The sequence below is a fragment of the Vibrio sp. 10N.286.48.C11 genome (genome assembly GCF_041469805.1).
In the GTDB taxonomy this organism is placed as follows: domain Bacteria; phylum Pseudomonadota; class Gammaproteobacteria; order Enterobacterales; family Vibrionaceae; genus Vibrio; species Vibrio crassostreae_C.
This window is the reverse complement of record NZ_JBFRLK010000013.1, coordinates 43,271-63,009: the sequence shown is the minus strand read 5'-3', so window position 1 is coordinate 63,009 and position 19,739 is coordinate 43,271. Positions and strand designations below refer to the sequence as shown.

The window sequence follows — 19,739 nt, the reverse complement described above, 5'->3', positions numbered from 1 at the left end:
AGGTTCAGCTAGAGCGAATCAATAATGAAGGCAGTGACTGAGTTGTTTTTATTCTTCGTCAAACGCTTCGAACTCGATACCCATCTCTGTCATCAGCTTTTTCACTTCAGCAGGAATATCGTCTGGGCGGTCTTTACGAAGGTCTTCATCCGTTGGTAGTGGTTGGCCTGTGTACGCATGTAGAAAGGCTTCGCACAGTAGCTCACTGTTTGTTGCATGGCGTAGGTTATTAATCTGGCGGCGAGTACGCTCGTCAGTAAGAACCTTTAACACTTTTAGAGGGATAGAAACTGTAATTTTCTTTACTTGTTCGCTTTTCTTTCCATGCTCAGCATATGGGCTTATGTATTCACCATTCCAGTCGGCCATTGCGTACCTTCATCACTTTAGTTGTTAGAATAAATTAATAGTGGTGATTTTAGCGGGATTTACTGCCATAAGCAAAGACATATAGACGTCTAGAAGTGTTGACGTCTCACGTTTATGAAAGTAAAGTGAATAACATATATCTAACACAGCCGCAAAATGCCGACAAGCCGCTGTGATTCTCAGACGCAAAACTTGTAAGGAAGCACCTATGAGCAGCCGGAAGCCAGCAACTATCGCAGTACGTACTGGTATCGAGTCAGACACGCAACACCATGCCGTTGTCCCACCCATTTATCTTTCGACTAACTATGGGTTTCCCGCTTTTGGTGAAGTGCCAAAGTACGATTACACCCGTTCTGGTAACCCAAACCGCGGTTTATTAGAGACGGCACTGTTTGAGCTTGAATCAGGCAAAGGCGCGGTTGTGACTAACTGTGGTACTTCGGCGCTTAACTTATGGGTTTCGGCTTTCTTAGGCGGCGATGATCTTATTATTGCACCGCACGATTGCTACGGCGGTACTTACCGTCTGTTTAACACTCGCTCGCTAAAAGGTGACTTCAAAGTTCTGTTCGTTGATCAATCGGATCAAGCAGCGCTGGATGCGGCGCTCGCGCTTAAGCCAAAGTTGATCTTAATTGAAACCCCATCGAATCCACTGGTTCGCGTGGTTGATATTGCAGAAACTTGCCGTAAAGCGAAAGAGGTTGGTGCTCTGGTTGCTGTCGACAACACGTTTTTGACACCTGTGTTCCAAAAGCCTTTAGAGCTGGGTGCTGATTTTGTTATCCACTCAACCACTAAGTACATCAATGGACACTCAGATGTTATTGGTGGCGTTGTGGTCACTAAGACAGAAGAACACGCTGAAGAGTTAGCATGGTGGGGCAACTGTATTGGTGCGACCGGCACACCATTTGATAGCTACATGACTTTACGTGGTATTCGTACGCTAGGTGCGCGTATGCGAGTTCACGAAGAAAGCTCACGTGAAATTCTAGCGTCTCTGCAGCAACAAGATCTTGTTGGCACTATTTACCACCCAAGCCTTCCTGAACATCCGGGTCATGATATCGCGAAGAAACAGCAATCGGGCTTTGGTTCCATGCTCAGTTTTGAGTTTGCGGGCTCATTCGAGGCGCTTAAATACTTTGTTGATAAGTTAGAGCTGTTTTCTTTGGCAGAATCATTGGGCGGTGTTGAAAGCCTGATTTGTCACCCTGCGTCGATGACTCACCGCGCGATGGGTGAAGAAGCCTTAGCAGAAGCGGGTGTTTCTCAGCAACTACTGCGTCTATCTGTTGGCCTTGAAGATGCAGAAGACCTAATCGATGACCTCAAGCAAGCGTTTGAAAGAACACAGCGCTTTATCGCTGAAGGGGAGGGTTAATAATGGCAACCTTTCGCCAGCTACATAAATTTGGTGGCAGCAGTTTAGCGAATCCTGAATGTTACCAACGCGTGGTCAACATTCTTAGAGAATACTCATCAGCATCTGATTTGGTGGTGGTATCGGCAGCAGGCAAAACAACTAACCGTTTGATTGAATTTGTTGAAGCGCTCGACAAAGATGGTCGTATTGCCCATGAATGCCTACAAGCACTTCGTCAGTTCCAACTCGATCTGATTGAAGCACTGCTTGAGGGTGAATCAGCCGCACAACTTACTTCAACCATTCAACAAGAATTTACCGCTTTGGGTGAGCTAACGGCTCCCTTGAGCGAAGCACAAAAAGCAAAAGTGCTTGGACACGGTGAGGTTTGGTCTTCACGTATACTCGCGGCTTTGTTGTGCCAGCATGATTTACAAGCCGTTGCTCAAGATGCGCGTGCTTTTTTACGTGCAGAAGTGGGCGCTCAGCCTGAAGTCGACCGCGCACGTTCTTACCCTCTGATCAAAGAAGCCTTGGCGCAGCATGCACATTGCCGCGTGGTGATTACGGGCTTTATGGCTCAGAACTGCGAGGGTGAAACGGTATTGCTTGGCCGTAACGGTTCGGATTACTCAGCAACCGTGATTGGTGCTTTGGCTGAAGTTGAACGCGTGACGATTTGGAGTGATGTGGCAGGCGTTTACAGCGCTGACCCTCGTCTGGTTTCAGATGCGTGTCTATTGCCTCTACTTCGCCTTGATGAAGCCAGCGAATTGGCTCGTCTTGCCGCTCCAGTGCTTCACAGCCGAACGCTACAGCCTGTGGCTCAAAGTGCTATGGATCTCAGCTTACGCTGCAGCTATCAGCCGGAGGCGGGCTCTACACAGATCGAGCGTGTACTGGCATCGGGTCGTGGCGCAAAAATCATTACCTCTCTGGATGAAGTGCTTATCGTGCAGCTGACCTTTGGTCACGGCCATGATTTCGACCGTCTAGAGAGTGAAGTGCTTGAAGGGCTTAAGCGTGCTCAACTTGAGCCGCTTGCTTATGAGCTTGAACCGGATCAACACTGCTTGCGTCTTGCCTATACGGAAGAGATCGCTGGTGGTGCATTAGAATATCTCCAAGATCATGCGATTGAAGCGGAAATTAAGCTAAAAGAAGGTTTCTCTCTGATTGCTGCAGTGGGTGCAGGTGTGACTAAGAACCCGAATCATTGCTACGGCTTCTACCAGCAGCTTAAGAGCTCGCCGGTTGAGTTCATCTCAGAAGCGAACTCTGGCTTAAGCTTGGTGGCTGTGATTCGTAAGAGTGAAACATCAAGCCTAGTGAAAGGCATTCACTCTCAACTGTTCCAAGCGCAGAAGCGTGTTGCGATTGCCTTGTGTGGTAAGGGCAACATTGGTTCAAGTTGGTTAAGTCTGTTTGCTGAACAAAAAGCGGAACTTGAAAAGCGCCGTGGAATGAACTTTGAATTGGTTGCCGTGGTTGATAGTCAAACCTATTGGTTCGACGATCAAGGCGTTGATGCGACCTCAGTGAGCAAGCGCTTTGACGATGAAGCGATTGCCAACAATGGTAACGACTGGTTAGAGCGTTTGGGCTCTATACAAGGTTATGACGAAGCAGTGGTTCTGGATGTGACCGCAAGCCCTGTGCTTGCAGCAAAGTACCTGCAAATTGCACAACAAGGTATCCACCTGATCTCGGCTAACAAGGTGGCTGGTTCTGCATCGAGCGAGTATTACCATCAAGTACAAGATGCTTTCGCTAAGATCAGCCGTCATTGGTTGTACAACGCGACAGTGGGTGCAGGCTTACCGATTAACCACACAGTACGAGACCTTCGAGAAAGCGGCGATGACATTATTGCGTTGTCAGGTATTTTCTCAGGCACGCTGTCTTGGTTGTTCCAACAGTTTGATGGCACGGTACCATTCAGCGAGTTGGTCGACTTAGCGTGGCAACAAGGGCTGACTGAACCGGACCCGCGTGCTGACCTAGATGGCTCAGACGTGATGCGTAAGCTGGTGATTCTGGCGCGTGAATCGGGTTTGGATATCGAACCTGAAAACGTAAAAGTGGAATCGCTCGTACCTGAAGAGCTGCAAGATCTATCAGTGGATGACTTCTTCGACAAAGCTTCTGTTCTAAGCGAAGAGCTGGCTGAGCGCTTAGAGAAAGCGCACTCTCAACAGAAAGTTCTGCGTTACGTAGCGCGTTTGGAGAAGAACGGTAAGGCAACCGTAGGCGTTGAGGCACTGTCTAAAGAACATGCTCTGGCAAACTTGCTGCCTTGCGACAACATCTTTGCGATTGAGAGCAAATGGTACAAAGATAATCCATTGGTTATCCGTGGCCCGGGTGCAGGACGTGAAGTCACAGCGGGTGCAATTCAATCTGACCTAAACAGAATGTCTAGCCTGTTCTGATACTCAGATCGGTTGGTTTAATACTCAGATCAATTGTTTTAATGCGTAAATAGCATACTATTCACTAAGATAAATAAGGCTGAAAGCACGATGTGTTTTTCAGCCTTTTTTCTACATTATTTCTGCTTTGCGACCCATTTAACGACTTGAGTTTTACTCACGATCTACTTGAGAAAAATTCATAATGGATCTGTTGACATTAAATCGTATTCAATACATTCTACAGACATATAGACGTCTAAACGTCGTTTAAGGATTTGAGTTTTTAGTGGTTGCTTTTGCCACAGGGAGAGTAAGATGGGATACACACACGCTAGTCATATCGACGCTTTAAATCAGAATATCGCTGAGCTTTCTGACAACATCAATGTGTCATTTGAGTTTTTTCCACCGAGCAGTGAGAAGATGGAAGAGACCCTGTGGAATTCTGTTCACCGTCTTAAAACACTTCAACCAAAATTTGTATCGGTAACTTACGGTGCAAACTCGGGTGAACGTGACCGTACCCACTCAATCATTAAAGAAATTAAAAACCAAACTGGCCTAGTGGCGGCACCTCACTTAACGTGTATTGATGCGAGCCGCGAAGAGCTGATTCAAATCGCTGACGATTACTGGGCAAATGGTATCGAGAGTATTGTTGCGCTGCGTGGTGACATTCCAGCAGGCGGCGGCGCGCCAGAGATGTACGCATCTGATTTAGTTGAACTACTTAAATCTCGCCACGATTTTGATATCTCAGTAGCGGCATTCCCTGAGGTTCACCCTGAAGCAAAAAGCGCTCAATCTGATCTTATTAACCTAAAGCGTAAAGTGGATGCGGGTGCTAACCGTGCAATCACTCAGTTCTTCTTCGATGTAGAAAGCTACCTACGTTTTCGTGACCGTTGTGTAGCGGCAGGTGTGGATGTGGAGATTGTTCCGGGCATCTTACCGGTTTCTAACTTCAAGCAAGCATCTCGCTTTGCTGCGATGAACAACGTAAAAGTACCGGGCTGGATGGCGAAGCAGTTTGAAGGTTTGGATGATGATCCAACGACTCGTCAGCTTGTTGGTGCTAGCCAAGCAATTGATATGGTTCGTACACTGAGCCGTGAAGGTGTGAAAGATTTCCACTTCTACACGCTAAACCGTGCAGAAATGACTTATGCACTTTGCCATACGCTAGGTGTTCGTCCGCAAGTCGCTGCGCTGTAAGAAAAGTCTAAGAAGTAAAGCCTAAGCACTTGTAAAAAGCCTCTGGCAGTAACATTTCAAATCCTATAGATACAAAAAAGGCTTGGACTCATAGAGTTCAAGCCTTTTGCTTTTCTAGCTTAACTTAAGCTAGAGCGCCAAGTTCAAGCAGTACTTCTTCAGCCCATACAATCCATGCTTCACGGATAAGTAGGTTACGACGAAGTGTTAGACGCTCAAGGCGTGCTTGCTTGTCTAGTGTCGATGGCGTTGCGTAGTAAGCTGCTTCGATTTCTTTGTAGTGAGAAACCAGTTTGCGAGACTCTTCTACTAGCTCAGCAAGTTGTAAACGGTAAGCGTCAGAAGGTTGTACAGCACAAGCCATTAGCTTAGCTGAGAACTCGTCACGAACGGTTGGGTGTGCAGTTGGTTGTTCAAACCATTCACCTAGCGCGCCACGGCCAGCATCAGTGATAGAGTAAACTTTACGATCAGGTTTGCCTTCTTGAGGCTCAAGCACGCAAGTTACCTGGTCGTTCTGAGCCATTTTATTTAGCTCGCGGTAAACTTGTTGATGGCTAGCTTTCCAGAAGTAACCAATGCTTGCGGAGAATTCTTTTGTGATATCGTAACCAGTAGCATCGCGTGTACTTAAAACGGTTAGAATTACGTGTGGTAATGACATGTCTGAAATCCAAATGGTAAACAGTAAACAAATACTTAAACAACAAGTGTGCTTCTAATGGCACGTTATATTGGTTATGTCTAAGTAGCACCAACTCATCGGTTGGTTATGTCACCTTACAAAGCCGTTTATCACCTAGGTTGACCAGTTTATTGGTCAAGTTGCTGCAGATTATTTTTTTGGAGTGTTTCCGCAGCGGAGCAGTAGTATATCTAAATAATAAGCATAAAGTAGAATACATGGACAAAATAACCCAAAAAACTGGCAAAACACTCACTAGTGGTTATTTTGCAAAATAAAAAGGTCGCACGTGGCGACCTTTTGTTCTTTTTTTAGATATAAATGCTGATCAGGTTATAGTAGGAATCACTAATTAACCAGTGTTTCGCATACCTGCTGCAATGCCTGCAATCGTCACCATTAGCGCTTCTTCTAGCTCTGCTGGTGGTGTTTCACACTTACGAGTACGGTAAAGCAGTTCTGCTTGAAGCATGTTTAGTGGCTCAACGTAGATGTTACGTAGGCGAATTGACTCAAGCCCCCAAGGGTCGCTCTGCATCAAGTTCTCATTATTTTCTACATTCAGTACCGCTTTGATGTCTTTTTGTAGCTGTTCACGCAGTAACTCACCCAGAGGTAATAGCTCTTCGTCAACAAGACGCTGGTCGTAGTACTTCGCAATTTCCATGTTGCACTTCGAGTACACCATTTCCAACATACCGAGACGGGTAGAGAAGAACGGCCACTCGCGACACATCTCTTCGAGCAGGGCTTGATGGCCTTGATCTACAGAGTACTGAATCGCTTCACCAGCGCCTAACCATGCAGGCAGTACCAAACGGTTTTGGCTCCAAGAGAAGATCCATGGAATCGCACGTAGGCTTTCTACGCCGCCGTTCGGGTTACGTTTCGCAGGGCGAGAGCCAAGAGGCAGTTTACCTAGCTCCAGTTCAGGTGTCGCTTGACGGAAGTAAGGTACGAATTTCTCTTCGCCACGAACCACGTTGCGGTAAGCCTCACAAGATACTTGAGATAGCACTTCCATTAGGTCGCGCCACTCTTGTTTTGGCTCAGGTGGCGGCAGAAGGTTCGCCTCTAGAATCGCGCTTGCGTAAAGGTTGAAGCTGTTTACAGCAACGTCTGGTAAGCCAAGTTTAAAGCGGATCATTTCGCCTTGCTCTGTTACACGTAAACCGCCTTTCAAGCTCTTAGGTGGCTGAGAAAGAAGAGCAGCGTGCGCCGGAGCACCACCACGACCAACCGTACCGCCACGACCGTGGAATAGAGTCAGTTCAATGCCTTCTTCATCACAAACCTTAACCAGTTTGTCCATTGCATCATATTGAGCCCAACCTGCAGACATTACGCCCGCATCTTTCGCTGAGTCAGAGTATCCGATCATCACCATTTGGTGGTTCTGGATAAAGCCACGGTACAAGTCGATGCTCATTAGCTGTTTCATTACTGCTTCTGAGTTGTTCAAGTCGTCTAGCGTTTCGAACAGCGGACATACGTCCATGCGGTATGGGCAGCCACATTCTTGCAGTAGTAAGTGAACAGCCAGTACATCCGATGCAGTACGAGCCATAGAAATTACGTAAGCACCGAAGGCTTCACGAGGTTGAGCAGCAATAACCTTGCAGGTGTCTAAAACCTCTTTAACCTGTTCAGATGGCTCCCAATCGCGAGGAAGAAGCGGACGCTTAGAGCTTAATTCATTGGTTAAGAAAGCAATCTTGTCTTGCTCGTTCCATTGGTCGTAGTCGCCAATGCCTAGGTAGCGAGTCAGTTCAGACAGTACATCTGAGTGACGAGTACTTTCTTGACGAACATCGAGACGAACTAGGTGTACACCGAACGCTTTTAGGCGGCGCAGAGTATCAAGCAGAGAACCGTCTGCGATTACGCCCATGCCACATTCGTGCAGCGATTGGTAACATGCGTAAAGCGGTGTCCAAAGTTGCTCGATGTTCTGTAGTGTTTCTTTCTTCGGAACCTCTGTGTCATGCAATTTTGCATCCAGCACTTCTAGCGTGTTGTTCAGTAGAGTGCGTAGGTTCTTCAGGATTGCACGGTAAGCTTCGTGTTCATCACCTGCTAGCTCACGAACGGCATCATTACACTTAGTCATCGACAGTTCGGTAATCAGCTCGTTTACGTCGCCTAAGTAAAGATCGGCAGCTTTCCAACGAGATAGGCGCAGAACTTCCTTAGTGATGGTGTGCGTTACGAATGGGTTGCCATCGCGGTCACCGCCCATCCAAGATGAGAAGTGTACTGGGCGTGCATCGATCGGCAGGCCTTCACCAAGATAACCTTTTAGTCGGCCATCCATTTCACGTAGGAAGTCAGGAACGGCTTCCCATAGAGAGTTTTCTACAACCGCAAAGCCCCACTTAGCTTCATCAAGTGGCGTTGGGCGTTGTTGACGAATCACATCTGAGTGCCATCCTTGAGCGATCAGTTGCTCTAGGCGGCGTTCGGTTTTCACGCGCTCTTTGTGTGATAGGTCGCTTAATTCTAATTTAGACAGACACTCGTTGATCTTAACTAGCTTGTTGATCATGGTGCGACGAGTGATTTCTGTTGGGTGTGCAGTCAGAACGAGTTCAATGTTCAGGTCGCGAACGGCTTGAGCCGCGTCTAGCTTGCTGATGTCATTCTGGTTTAATTTGGAAAATAGAGATTGCAGCACGTCTGGTTCACAAACATGCTCCTCACAGTGGCGAGAGATGGTGTGGTACTGCTCTGCCATGTTGGTGAGGTTGAGAAATTGGTTAAATGCACGAGCAACAGGAGTGAGTTGTTCGTTCGGCAGGTTTTTGATTTCTTCAACTAGGCTGTCACGGTCAGCTTTGTTGCCTGCGCGGGCGGATTTGGAAAGTTTACGGATAGTCTCCACTTTCTCTAAGATAACGTCACCATGTGCATCTTGGATTGTGTTACCTAGCAAGCGTCCCAGCATGCTTACGTTACTCTTGAGAGCGGCGTATTTCTCGTTCATTGTCATCCTGCCTCGTAAAAAAATTACATCCATTGTTCCTTGTTAAGTACACAATCTAGCGAAAAGTGCTGTATCTAGTCAAATAAAGCATTCTAAGTTTGCAATTATTAGTTTTCGAAATTCGGGAGAAGTCAATTTCCCCAATAGTTCGGAATTAAAGTGAAATTTAATTACAAGATCAGGCTGTGGCTGGGATAACAGAATAAAAGCCACCTTTTCGGGTAGCTTTTATACGAAAATATTGGAAGAAAAGTAATAACTAGAAACAATATTTGCGGATCGACTTACTCAGAACATCAATCGTTGGATCGATAAAATCGAAGCTTAGGAACTCATCTGGTTGGTGAGCTTGGTCGATTGAGCCTGGACCCAGCACTAAGGTTGGGCAAAGTTCTTGAAGGAAAGGTGCCTCAGTGCAGTAGTTGACGGTTTGTGATTCAGTTTCGCAAACTGATTCCATGCCACCGATAAATGGATGGTCATGTTGGCACTCGTAACCCGGGATAGGTTCGTGCAGTGGCGTAATCTCAATTCTGCCCGGCCATTTTGCTTCTACTTCTTTGAGTGCGCTGCGCAGCATGTTATCCAAGCCATCTAGGCTGATACCTGGCAAAGGACGCACATCATAGTGCAGCTCACAGCAACCACAGATACGGTTGGCACTGTCGCCACCGTGGATATGGCCAAGGTTTAGAGTGGGGCTTGGAATTGCGAAACCCGGGTGGTGATACTCTTTGACTAGCTTGTCACGCAGTTGCATTAAAGCGAACAACACTTCATGCATGATCTCGATGGCGTTGACACCTAATGCAGGATCAGAAGAGTGACCTGATTTACCCGTTACTCGCACAGCGTTAGCAACATGGCCTTTATGGCCACGAATCGGCACAAGGCTGGTTGGCTCACCAATAATGCAGTAATCCGGTTTAAACGGTGCATTTTCAGTGAAATGACGCGCACCCAGCATGGTGGTCTCTTCGTCACAGGTTGCCAATACATATAGCGGCTTGGTCTGTTTGCTCCAATCCATCTTCTTTGCCGCTTCATAAACGAAAGCGAAAAAGCCTTTCATATCGGCTGTGCCTAATCCATAGAAGCGATTGTTGTGTTCTGTTAGTGCGTGAGGGTCGAAGTTCCAACGTCCTTCATCAAATGGCACTGTGTCGCTGTGTCCTGCGAGTAGCAAGCCACCTTCGCCCGATCCCATCTTAGCGACCATATTATGCTTGCCGGGTTCGACTTCCACGACTTCAACGCTAAAGCCTACGTCTTTAAACCATTGAGCCATTTTTTCGATCACTTTCTCGTTGCCATGATCCCAGCTTGGATCGGTCGAGCTAATAGAGTCTGTGGAAATTAGGCCTTTGTAGACCTCAAGAAAACTCGGTAATTGCATAATAACTTCACTTCTACTATTGACAGGAAAACCATAAGTCGGTAAAACACATATTAAATCATATTTAATGCATAAGAAATCAAATAAAGCTAAAAATTAAGTATGAATAGTCAAATTTGAAATGTAACTTACCTCAAAAATGGATGTGTTGAGATGTTGAAAACCACGATCATTGGCGCAAGCGGCTACACAGGAGCAGAACTGGCTCTAATGATAAACAGACACCCTGAGCTCACGCTATCAGGTTTATATGTCTCAGCCAATAGTGTAGACGCAGGTAAACCTATTGCGGCACTGCACGGTAAGTTAGCTGGCTTGATTGATATGCCAGTACAACCTTTAACAAATCCGGAAGAAGTAGCTAAACAATCTGATGTGATTTTCTTAGCAACGGCACACGAGGTTAGTCACGACCTAGCGCCAATTTTTCTAGAGAACGATTGCCAAGTCTTCGACCTATCGGGTGCATTCAGAGTTAAAGGCGAAAACTTCTATCAAGAGTTTTACGGTTTTGAACATCAACACGAACAATGGCTAGACAAAGCGGCTTACGGTTTAGCTGAGTGGAACGAACAAGAAATTAAAGAAGCTCAGCTTGTCGCTGTCGCGGGTTGTTACCCAACCGCATCACAACTGGCGATTAAGCCTTTGGTTGAAGCCAAGTTACTGGATGAAAACCAATGGCCAGTGATTAACGCAACCAGCGGTGTGACTGGTGCAGGCCGCAAGGCGACGATGGTCAACAGCTTCTGCGAAGTGAGCTTGCAAGCTTATGGTGTATTCAATCACCGTCATCAACCTGAAATGGCTGCACATTTAGGATGTGATGTGATTTTTACCCCGCACCTCGGCAACTTTAAGCGTGGCATTTTGGCAACCATTACCATGAAATTGGCTGAAGGCGTGACAGAACAACAGATACAAGATGCCTTCGAGCAAGCTTACCAAGGTAAACCTGCGGTGAGATTACTCGAAGAGACATTGCCAAGAATTCAAGATGTAGAGCAGACGCCTTTCTGCGACTTAGGTTGGAAGGTTCAAGGTCATCACATCATCGTTGTTTCAGCGATTGATAACTTATTAAAGGGTGCATCTAGCCAAGCGATGCAGTGTTTGAATTTACGTTATGGTTTTGCGCCATTAACTGCGTTAGTGTAAGGAAATCTAGATATGAGCCTTAATAATCAACCATTAATCATAAAGTTAGGTGGCGCTGCGCTATCTTGTGGTGAAACACTTAGCAAGTTATTTGGTGCTATCTCTGCTTACCAACAACAGGCACAACGACCAATCGTGATTGTTCACGGTGGCGGTTACCTTGTTGATGATTTGATGAATAAGTTGAACCTCGAAACCGTTAAGAAAGAAGGGCTACGTGTTACTCCTTATGAGCAGATCCCAGTGATCGCTGGTGCATTAGCGGGCACGGCGAATAAATTACTTCAAGGTCAGGCGATTAAAGACGGTATCAATGCCGTTGGTTTAAGCCTAGCAGACGGTGGTTTATGCAAAGTGAGCGAACTGAACCCTGAACTGGGGGCGGTAGGAAAAGCGGAGCCGGGCGACTCAACCGTTCTGCAAGCGATTCTTAATGCGGGCGCACTGCCTATCATTAGCTCGATTGGTCTGACTGAGCAAGGCCAACTGATGAACGTCAATGCCGACCAAGCTGCGGTTGCCGTTGCAGGCGCACTTGATGCTGAACTGGTACTGCTTTCTGATGTAAGTGGTGTGTTGGATGGCAAAGGTCACCTCATTCCAAGCCTTAATCAACAACAAGCTGATGACCTTATTACAGGCAAAGTGATTACCGACGGCATGATCGTTAAGGTTCAAGCCGCACTAGAAGCCGCTAACGACCTTGGACGACCAATCGAAGTTGCCACTTGGCGATACCCAGAAAAGCTAACACAACTGTTTTCAGGTAAAAGCATAGGAACACAGTTTTTACCTCAGTAGGTTTCACAACGAGTCACTACTTAAAGAATTTAGACAAATTAAATAAACATATAATTATGAAGTCATTTCCAACGCTGACCGCCATGTGCAGTATGGAAACTAGGAGAAAGAAAATGAGCAAAGTTAACGTAAAGAAAGTTGTAGTAGCCTACTCTGGCGGTCTAGACACATCAGTAATCATTCCATGGTTGAAAGAGAACTATGACTGTGAAGTGGTTGCGTTTGTTGCGGATGTTGGTCAAGGCGACGAAGAGTTGATTGGTATCGAAGAGAAAGCAAAAGCTTCTGGTGCATCTGAGTGTTACATCGCAGACCTTAAAGAAGAGATGGTTGCTGACTACATCTACCCAACGCTGAAAACGGGCGCTTACTACGAAGGTAAATACCTACTAGGTACGTCGATGGCGCGTCCAATCATCGCGAAAGCACAGGTTGAAGTCGCACGTAAAGTAGGTGCAGACGCACTGTGTCACGGCTGTACTGGTAAAGGTAATGACCAAGTTCGTTTTGAAGGCGCATTTGCTGCACTAGCACCAGACCTACACGTAATTGCACCATGGCGTGAATGGGATCTAGTGAGTCGTGAAGAGTGCCTAGATTACCTAGCTGAGCGTAACATCCCTTGTACGGCTTCTCTTACTAAGATTTACTCGCGTGATGCAAACGCATGGCACATCTCAACAGAAGGTGGCGTTCTAGAAAACACATGGAATGCACCTAACGAAGATTGCTGGGCTTGGACTGTAGACCCAGAGCAAGCGCCAAACGAATCTGAAACTGTGACGCTTAAAGTTGAAAAAGGCGAAGTGGTTGCGGTTGATGGCGAAACAATGACGCCATACAACGCACTGGTTTACCTAAACGAGAAGGGTGCTAAGCACGGTGTTGGTCGTATCGATATCGTAGAAAACCGTCTTGTTGGCATGAAGTCTCGTGGTTGTTACGAAACTCCGGGTGGCACAATCATGATGGAAGCACTGCGTGCAGTAGAGCAACTGGTTCTTGATAAAGCAGCATTTGAATTCCGTGAAGAGCTAGGTGTTAAGGCTTCTCACCTTGTATACGATGGTCGTTGGTTCACTCCGCTATGTAAGTCAATTCTTGCTGCGACAGAAGAGCTTGCACAAGACGTGAATGGTGAAGTGGTTATCAAACTTTACAAAGGCCATGCAACGGTGACTCAGAAGCGTTCTGACAACAGCCTGTACTCAGAAGAGTTTGCAACCTTTGGTGAAGATGAAGTTTACGACCAAAGTCATGCTGAAGGCTTCATTCGTCTTTACTCGCTATCAAGCCGTATCCGTGCTCTGAATAGCCAAAAGTAATCCTAACAATGAGTTAGTGAGCTAGTCTTTAGCGAAAGGTTGAAGGCCAGTAAACAGACATTTTTATGCAAAGCCCATTCACTATTGATTAGTGAGTGGGCTTTTTACTTTCTATTTGCCTAATAAATCAGCTTCGGTTTTTCCTATCGGATGGCATATAATTCGCGCTCCACGCTAAAAATAATCAATGGATTGAACTAGTGATGAATAAATATGTGAAAATAATGAATTAATACTTTATTTTCATTTTGAATTGCCGTAAGTTTAAACCATCAGAAAAATACTGAATCTTAATCAGAATTATCATTTGCAAAAACAGTGAGCACTGTGCAATTAGGAGATACACAATGGCATTATGGGGCGGTAGATTTACCCAAGCAGCAGACACCCGGTTCAAAGATTTTAACGATTCTCTTCGTTTTGATTACCGATTGGCTGAGCAAGACATTGTGGGCTCAATTGCCTGGTCTAAAGCTCTACTGTCGGTCAACGTATTAACAGAAGAAGAGCAACAGAAGCTTGAGTTAGCGCTGAATGAGCTAAAACTTGAGGTGATGGAAGATCCTGAACAGATTCTACGTTCTGATGCAGAAGATATTCACAGCTGGGTTGAGCAGCAACTTATCGGCAAAGTCGGTGACTTGGGCAAAAAACTTCATACTGGCCGTTCTCGTAATGACCAAGTGGCGACCGACCTGAAATTATGGTGTCGTCAGCAAGGTAATCAACTGCTACTAGCATTGGATCGCCTGCAAAGCCAAATGGTGAATGTGGCTTCTCAGCATCAAGAAACCGTGCTTCCTGGCTACACTCACTTACAACGTGCTCAGCCGGTAACTTTTGCTCACTGGTGCTTGGCTTACGTTGAAATGCTTGAGCGTGATTATTCACGTTTGAATGATGCGATTAAGCGTCTAGACACATGTCCGCTGGGTTCTGGTGCCCTTGCTGGAACAGCTTACCCGATGGACCGTGAAGAGTTAGCTCACAACTTAGGTTTCCGTCGTGCAACGCGCAACTCTCTAGATTCAGTTTCTGACCGCGACCATGTGATGGAGCTAATGTCGATTGCTTCTATCTCTATGCTTCACCTTTCGCGTCTTGCAGAAGATATGATTTTCTACAACTCAGGTGAATCAAACTTCATCGAGTTAGCGGATACCGTGACGTCAGGTTCATCTCTGATGCCACAAAAGAAAAACCCAGATGCGCTAGAGCTTATCCGTGGCAAAACTGGCCGTGTTTACGGTTCATTAGCGGCAATGATGATGACAGTAAAAGCTCTGCCTTTGGCGTACAACAAAGACATGCAAGAAGATAAAGAAGGTCTGTTCGACGCTTTAGATACTTGGAATGATTGTATGGAAATGGCAGCACTCTGTTTTGACGGCATTAAAGTGAACGGCGAACGTACACTTGAAGCCGCGAAACAAGGCTACGCGAACTCAACTGAATTGGCTGATTACCTAGTAGCGAAAGGGATTCCTTTCCGTGAAGCTCACCATATTGTTGGTGTGACGGTAGTGGCGGCGATTGCTAAAGGCTGTGCATTAGAAGAATTAACCATCGCAGAGATGAAAGAGTTCTCTGAGGTGATTGAGGAAGATGTGTATGACATCCTGACCATTGAATCGTGTCTTGAAAAACGTAGCGCGCTAGGCGGTGTATCTCCACAGCAAGTGGCTTACGCGGTTGACCAAGCTGAGAAACGTTTATCACAGCGTGATACGTCCATCGTCAAGGTTCGTCCTGCTCGTCTGACCGATATTGAAGCGTTGGAAGGTATGGTCGCTTACTGGGCGAACATGGGTGAAAACCTACCTCGTTCTCGTAATGAACTGGTGCGTGATATTGGCTCGTTTGCGGTCGCAGAGCATCATGGTGAGGTGACAGGTTGTGCATCACTCTATGTGTATGACTCTGGCCTAGCGGAAATCCGTTCACTGGGTGTCGAAGCTGGCTGGCAAGGTCAAGGGCAGGGTACCGCAATTGTGCAGCACTTGGTTGAGAAAGCGCGACAAATGGCCATCAAGAAGGTGTTTGTGCTGACTCGTACTCCAGAGTTCTTTATGAAGCATGATTTCTTACCAACATCGAAATCTCTGCTGCCTGAGAAGGTACTGAAAGATTGTGACCAGTGTCCTCGTCAACATGCGTGTGATGAAGTGGCATTGGAAGTGAACTTGGTAGAGCAGATAATTGCTAAGGTTAATGTTGCATAAGGCATTGATTTTATAGCTCCTAAAAAAAAGATCAAAAATATGATCTTTTTTGGGAACAAACTAAGAAAAGCCCGGTCTATTAAAGTACCACTGCTTTTTCTTAGAATTTTCTAAGAAAGCCCTAGAATCGATTGGTTCTGGGGCTTTTTTCTATCTGCTGTTTGGGAAATGATGACGGCTTGCTAAGGCGAGTCATTTAATTGGACATCTAGCCTTTATCGCTTATCGAGCAAAGTCTCTCTGTTAACGCTTTTTGTTCCTTAAAGGCAGCACGACAAACTTCATTATCCAATGCAACGACAACAAGCCACTGAATGCGAAAGCGGCCATCATCAAAGCGATGGCATTGATGGTTTTTGGGTCTTCTCTGAAAAACAGCCACCATACTCCCCAACTCAAAATCGACAACACCATCAGCTGATTCATGCAACGCTGGCAGCGACCGAGCTTGTTACGGATTTTTTCACTTTTATTGCAATGAATGCATGTCATCTTGGGTTTGATTCGCGTTATGCTTGTTGCCCTGATAATAACACGTCACAAGATATTGGATCACGGTGACACAGAGAGAGAAAGTCGATGATTGAGCGCCAAGAAACCAAGCAACGTATGAGCCGTATTGTTAAACACAACGGTACTATCTACCTATGTGGCCAAGTTTGTGCTGATGCAACTAAAGACATCACTGAACAAACTCAAACCATGTTAGATAAAGTAGAAGCGCTACTTGAGCAAGCAGGCAGCGACAAAGAGCACATGCTGTCAGCAACGATTTACTTGAAAGACATGAAAGACTTCCAAGAAATGAATGCAGTGTGGGATGCATGGGTACCAGAAGGTCACGCTCCAGCTCGCGCATGTGTGACAGGCGACATGGCTCGCGAAGCGCTACTTGTTGAGATCTCTGTGATTGCTGCTGAGAAGTAATTGCTTAAAGCTTTTAGTGACGCAATGGCTTCAAGAAATTCCAGATACCTCGTCCCTCGGTTCTGGAATGACGAGTTTAGTTTTGGTTTAGCTGATGCGTCACTTTGGTCTGCTTCAGCTTAGATGCGTTTTTAAAACGACCATCACACTGATTGGCTTCGGCTCAGATGTGCGTTAAAAGTTACGTCATTCCCGTTAGCGACGAAGGAGCGTAATCGGGAATCTATAGTTTGCTCGTTGCCAAAAACAAAAAGGAAAGCCAATGGCTTTCCTTTTTAGTATCTAACGTTTGTTAACTGCTAATTGACTGGCGCTAGTCTGAGATTAACAGCCCGGGCCACAATCCAGACAGTGTTTCACCATCTCTGGACCTAGGTGCAGTTTCGCATTCAGGTCACGTAGGGCAGTTCGTACACCCTCTTCGATTACTGGGTGGTAGAACGGCATGTCTAGCATCTCAGAAACCGTCATCTTGTTCTGGTGTGCCCATGCTAATAAGTGAGCCAAGTGTTCTGCGTTTGGTCCCATCATCTCAGCACCAAGGAAGCGGCCTGTGCCTTGCTCGCCGTATACGTGCAGAATACCTTTGTTGCGAAGCATCACTCGTGAACGACCTTGGTTTTCGAAAGACACTTCACCCGTTGCGAAACAGCCACATGTGCCTAAGCGTGTGGTGATCTCTTTGTAGGTTTCACCAACCATCGCGATTTGCGGGTCAGAGAATACTGCCGAGATTTTAGAGCGGCGTAGGCCTGCACGAATCTCTGGGAAGCGACCTGCATTGTCACCCGCAATACGAGCTTGGTCTGCTGCTTCATGCAGTAGAGGCAGTTGGTTACTCGCATCACCAGCGATAAATATTGATGGTAGTGATGTTTGTAGCGTGTAGTGGTCTGCGATTGGCACACCACGTTCATCAAGCTCTAGAGAGGTATTCTCTAAGCCAAGCTTGTCAGTGTTAGGGCGACGACCTGTTGCTGCTAGTACGTATTCAACGACGTTAGTTTCTAATTCACCTTGTTTATTGATGAACTGGATTTCGACACGTGGCTCACCCGATTCAGTGGTAATGCGCTTCATGCTTTCGATTTTCACGTCGGCATCGAGATAGAACTCTTCATTGAAAGCTTTATCTGCATAAGCCATGATCTCTGGATCAGTTACTGGGCCAACTTGACCACCCAAACCGAACAGTTTGGTCTTCACACCTAAGCGGTGCAGTGACTGACCAAGCTCAAGACCAATAACACCAGGGCCAAATACCGCAACCGATTCTGGTAAATCATCCCAGCTGAACACGTCGTCGTTAATGATCAGGCGATCGCCAAGCTCATTCCAAACGGCAGGGTATGCAGGGCGAGAACCGGTCGCGATAACAATACGCTTAGCGGTGACAACCGTGTGGTCATCAATTTGTAGTGTGTTGTCATCTAAGAACTTTGCGTAGCCAGAGATCTTGTCTTGCTCTGGGATTTCATCAACACCTTCTAAAACAAAACCAACAAAACGGTCACGCTCAAACTTCACTCGGTCCATCACTTCACGGCCGTTAATCACGATATCACCTTGTGGGTGAACGCCAAAAGCCGGAGCTTTCTCGATTTGGTGTACGCTTTCCGCAGCTGCAATAAGCAGTTTAGATGGCATACAACCAACACGAGCACAGGTTGTACCGTAAGGGCCACCTTCAATCATCACGACACTGTCAGTGTGTGCTTTTGCAGCGCGGTAAGAACCTAAACCTGCCGTACCGCCCCCGATAACTGCTACATCTACATTGACTTGTTTCATAATAATTATCTCGCAATGGCTAAATTTGGTTTGAACGAACCCCTCCAACTCTGATTATTTTTTGAGAGTCAGGATTGCGGGTCAGTTTTGTGATTCTGTTTTATTAGGTTTAGCTTGTGATTCAGCTTTTTGTTACTCACTGCTTCTTGTTACTAACTATAGGTTAGTTAAAAGTTGGCGAGTCAGAAGCTGTATCTTTTTCCAAAGCTCAGATAAGAGTGGTTTGGAATAGCTAACCCACAAGAGGGTGGGTTAGCTGGTATTACTAAGCTATTTAATTACTTAGGTTATTTAATTGCTAAGCGTTTATTAGCGACTAAGTGATTAACCTAGGAAAGTTTCTAGTTCTTCACTACCACCGATGTGTTTGCCACCGATGAATACTTGAGGAACGGTAGTGCGACCAGAGATTGCACGTAGGCTTACTGTTGTTGCATCTTTACCTAGAACCACTTCTTCGTAGTTCAGACCTTTGTCGATTAGGTTCTGTTTTGCTTTCATACAGAAAGGACAGCCTGGCTTAGTGAATACTGTGATTGACTCTTGCTCTTTGTGCTCAGGAGCAAGGTAGTTAAGCATAGTATCTGCATCAGAAACCTTGAACGGGTCGCCTGGTACGTCTTCTTCGATGAACATTTTTTCTACCACGCCGTTTTTAACCAGCATGCTGTAACGCCATGAACGTTTGCCGAAGCCGATGTCGTTTTTCTCAACTAGCATACCCATGCCGTCTGTGAAATCACCGTTACCATCTGGGATGAATGTGATGTTTTCCGCTTCTTGGTCTGCTTTCCAAGCGTTCATTACGAATGTGTCGTTTACTGAAACACACAGAATGTCATCAACACCGTTTTCTTTGAACACTGAATGTAGCTCGTTGTAACGAGGTAGGTGGCTTGACGAACATGTTGGCGTAAACGCACCTGGTAGGCTGAATACGATAACTGTCTTGTCTTTGAATAGCTCTTCAGTAGTTACGTTAACCCATGCATCACCTTGGCGAGTTGGGAATGTTACTTGAGGGATTGATTGACCTTCTTTAGATGCAAACATATTGATTTCCTTAAATAGTATTTTTAAT

The 19,739-nt window shown here is 46.1% G+C and carries 15 protein-coding genes; 8 read left to right on the top strand and 7 right to left on the bottom strand.

What is annotated here, in order from left to right:
- Positions 1 to 48: 48 nt before the first annotated feature.
- The gene (gene metJ, locus AB4209_RS04695; RefSeq protein WP_004415993.1) at positions 49 to 369 is read right to left on the bottom strand and encodes a met regulon transcriptional regulator MetJ; all 321 of its coding nucleotides are present in this window, start codon (positions 367 to 369) and stop codon (positions 49 to 51) included.
- Between the two features lie 208 nt (positions 370 to 577).
- Between metJ and AB4209_RS04690 the strand changes: the two genes are divergently transcribed.
- The 3 genes from AB4209_RS04690 to metF all read left to right on the top strand — a co-directional run bounded on the left by AB4209_RS04690 (position 578) and on the right by metF (position 5,370).
- Positions 578 to 1,759 (top strand): O-succinylhomoserine (thiol)-lyase, encoded by a 1,182-nt coding sequence (locus tag AB4209_RS04690; RefSeq protein WP_017063681.1) that lies wholly within the window; start codon positions 578 to 580, stop codon positions 1,757 to 1,759.
- A gap of 2 nt (positions 1,760 to 1,761) precedes the next feature.
- Positions 1,762 to 4,173, top strand: coding sequence for a bifunctional aspartate kinase/homoserine dehydrogenase II (locus tag AB4209_RS04685; protein WP_372055003.1), 2,412 nt, complete (start codon positions 1,762 to 1,764; stop codon positions 4,171 to 4,173).
- 297 nt (positions 4,174 to 4,470) lie between these two features.
- Entirely contained in the window at positions 4,471 to 5,370 is a 900-nt protein-coding gene (metF, locus tag AB4209_RS04680; RefSeq protein WP_004729683.1) for a methylenetetrahydrofolate reductase, read from the top strand.
- A 124-nt stretch (positions 5,371 to 5,494) separates the two neighbouring features.
- Here the strand turns inward: metF and AB4209_RS04675 are convergent, their stop codons facing one another.
- From AB4209_RS04675 to argE, 3 genes are all read right to left on the bottom strand, one after another.
- The gene (locus AB4209_RS04675) at positions 5,495 to 6,034 is read right to left on the bottom strand and encodes a PadR family transcriptional regulator (protein ID WP_372055001.1); all 540 of its coding nucleotides are present in this window, start codon (positions 6,032 to 6,034) and stop codon (positions 5,495 to 5,497) included.
- A 373-nt stretch (positions 6,035 to 6,407) separates the two neighbouring features.
- Positions 6,408 to 9,044, bottom strand: coding sequence for a phosphoenolpyruvate carboxylase (gene ppc / locus AB4209_RS04670; protein WP_170791819.1), 2,637 nt, complete (start codon positions 9,042 to 9,044; stop codon positions 6,408 to 6,410).
- Between the two features lie 253 nt (positions 9,045 to 9,297).
- On the bottom strand, positions 9,298 to 10,434 hold the full coding sequence (gene argE, locus AB4209_RS04665; protein WP_009848891.1) for an acetylornithine deacetylase: 1,137 nt from the start codon (positions 10,432 to 10,434) through the stop codon (positions 9,298 to 9,300).
- Between the two features lie 153 nt (positions 10,435 to 10,587).
- Between argE and argC the strand changes: the two genes are divergently transcribed.
- From argC to argH, 4 genes are all read left to right on the top strand, one after another.
- Complete coding sequence (gene argC / locus AB4209_RS04660; RefSeq protein ID WP_017061139.1) at positions 10,588 to 11,592, top strand: N-acetyl-gamma-glutamyl-phosphate reductase; 1,005 nt, start codon at positions 10,588 to 10,590, stop codon at positions 11,590 to 11,592.
- A gap of 12 nt (positions 11,593 to 11,604) precedes the next feature.
- Positions 11,605 to 12,393 carry an acetylglutamate kinase gene (argB, locus tag AB4209_RS04655; RefSeq protein ID WP_372054999.1) on the top strand — a complete coding sequence of 263 codons (789 nt, stop codon included), beginning with the start codon at positions 11,605 to 11,607 and terminating at the stop codon, positions 12,391 to 12,393.
- Positions 12,394 to 12,506: 113 nt separating this feature from the next.
- On the top strand, positions 12,507 to 13,718 hold the full coding sequence (locus AB4209_RS04650; RefSeq protein ID WP_017061137.1) for an argininosuccinate synthase: 1,212 nt from the start codon (positions 12,507 to 12,509) through the stop codon (positions 13,716 to 13,718).
- A gap of 347 nt (positions 13,719 to 14,065) precedes the next feature.
- Entirely contained in the window at positions 14,066 to 15,940 is a 1,875-nt protein-coding gene (gene argH / locus AB4209_RS04645) for an argininosuccinate lyase (RefSeq protein WP_017061136.1), read from the top strand.
- 243 nt (positions 15,941 to 16,183) lie between these two features.
- On the opposite strand, the gene AB4209_RS04640 is transcribed toward argH, so the two are convergent.
- Entirely contained in the window at positions 16,184 to 16,432 is a 249-nt protein-coding gene (locus tag AB4209_RS04640; protein WP_050642919.1) for a DUF3624 domain-containing protein, read from the bottom strand.
- A gap of 87 nt (positions 16,433 to 16,519) precedes the next feature.
- Here AB4209_RS04640 and AB4209_RS04635 point away from each other — a divergent pair, with 87 nt between their 5' ends.
- The gene (locus tag AB4209_RS04635) at positions 16,520 to 16,867 is read left to right on the top strand and encodes a RidA family protein (protein ID WP_004729674.1); all 348 of its coding nucleotides are present in this window, start codon (positions 16,520 to 16,522) and stop codon (positions 16,865 to 16,867) included.
- Between the two features lie 324 nt (positions 16,868 to 17,191).
- On the opposite strand, the gene AB4209_RS04630 is transcribed toward AB4209_RS04635, so the two are convergent.
- Positions 17,192 to 18,658, bottom strand: a complete 1,467-nt coding sequence (locus AB4209_RS04630) for a dihydrolipoyl dehydrogenase (protein WP_017061134.1) — start codon at positions 18,656 to 18,658, stop codon at positions 17,192 to 17,194.
- A gap of 324 nt (positions 18,659 to 18,982) precedes the next feature.
- Positions 18,983 to 19,711, bottom strand: a complete 729-nt coding sequence (locus AB4209_RS04625) for a glutathione peroxidase (RefSeq protein ID WP_017061133.1) — start codon at positions 19,709 to 19,711, stop codon at positions 18,983 to 18,985.
- Positions 19,712 to 19,739 lie beyond the last annotated feature (28 nt).

What these genes read in the sequence shown, in the direction of transcription:
- metF (WP_004729683.1), top strand. Translation starts at nt 4,471, where the DNA reads ATGGGATACACACACGCTAGTCATATCGACGCTTTAAATCAGAATATC.
- ppc (WP_170791819.1), bottom strand. Translation starts at nt 9,044, where the DNA reads ATGACAATGAACGAGAAATACGCCGCTCTCAAGAGTAACGTAAGCATG.
- argB (WP_372054999.1), top strand. Translation starts at nt 11,605, where the DNA reads ATGAGCCTTAATAATCAACCATTAATCATAAAGTTAGGTGGCGCTGCG.
- metJ (WP_004415993.1), bottom strand. Translation starts at nt 369, where the DNA reads ATGGCCGACTGGAATGGTGAATACATAAGCCCATATGCTGAGCATGGA.
- AB4209_RS04640 (WP_050642919.1), bottom strand. Translation starts at nt 16,432, where the DNA reads ATGACATGCATTCATTGCAATAAAAGTGAAAAAATCCGTAACAAGCTC.
- AB4209_RS04630 (WP_017061134.1), bottom strand. Translation starts at nt 18,658, where the DNA reads ATGAAACAAGTCAATGTAGATGTAGCAGTTATCGGGGGCGGTACGGCA.
- argH (WP_017061136.1), top strand. Translation starts at nt 14,066, where the DNA reads ATGGCATTATGGGGCGGTAGATTTACCCAAGCAGCAGACACCCGGTTC.
- AB4209_RS04625 (WP_017061133.1), bottom strand. Translation starts at nt 19,711, where the DNA reads ATGTTTGCATCTAAAGAAGGTCAATCAATCCCTCAAGTAACATTCCCA.
- AB4209_RS04635 (WP_004729674.1), top strand. Translation starts at nt 16,520, where the DNA reads ATGATTGAGCGCCAAGAAACCAAGCAACGTATGAGCCGTATTGTTAAA.
- AB4209_RS04685 (WP_372055003.1), top strand. Translation starts at nt 1,762, where the DNA reads ATGGCAACCTTTCGCCAGCTACATAAATTTGGTGGCAGCAGTTTAGCG.
- AB4209_RS04690 (WP_017063681.1), top strand. Translation starts at nt 578, where the DNA reads ATGAGCAGCCGGAAGCCAGCAACTATCGCAGTACGTACTGGTATCGAG.
- AB4209_RS04650 (WP_017061137.1), top strand. Translation starts at nt 12,507, where the DNA reads ATGAGCAAAGTTAACGTAAAGAAAGTTGTAGTAGCCTACTCTGGCGGT.
- argC (WP_017061139.1), top strand. Translation starts at nt 10,588, where the DNA reads ATGTTGAAAACCACGATCATTGGCGCAAGCGGCTACACAGGAGCAGAA.
- AB4209_RS04675 (WP_372055001.1), bottom strand. Translation starts at nt 6,034, where the DNA reads ATGTCATTACCACACGTAATTCTAACCGTTTTAAGTACACGCGATGCT.
- argE (WP_009848891.1), bottom strand. Translation starts at nt 10,434, where the DNA reads ATGCAATTACCGAGTTTTCTTGAGGTCTACAAAGGCCTAATTTCCACA.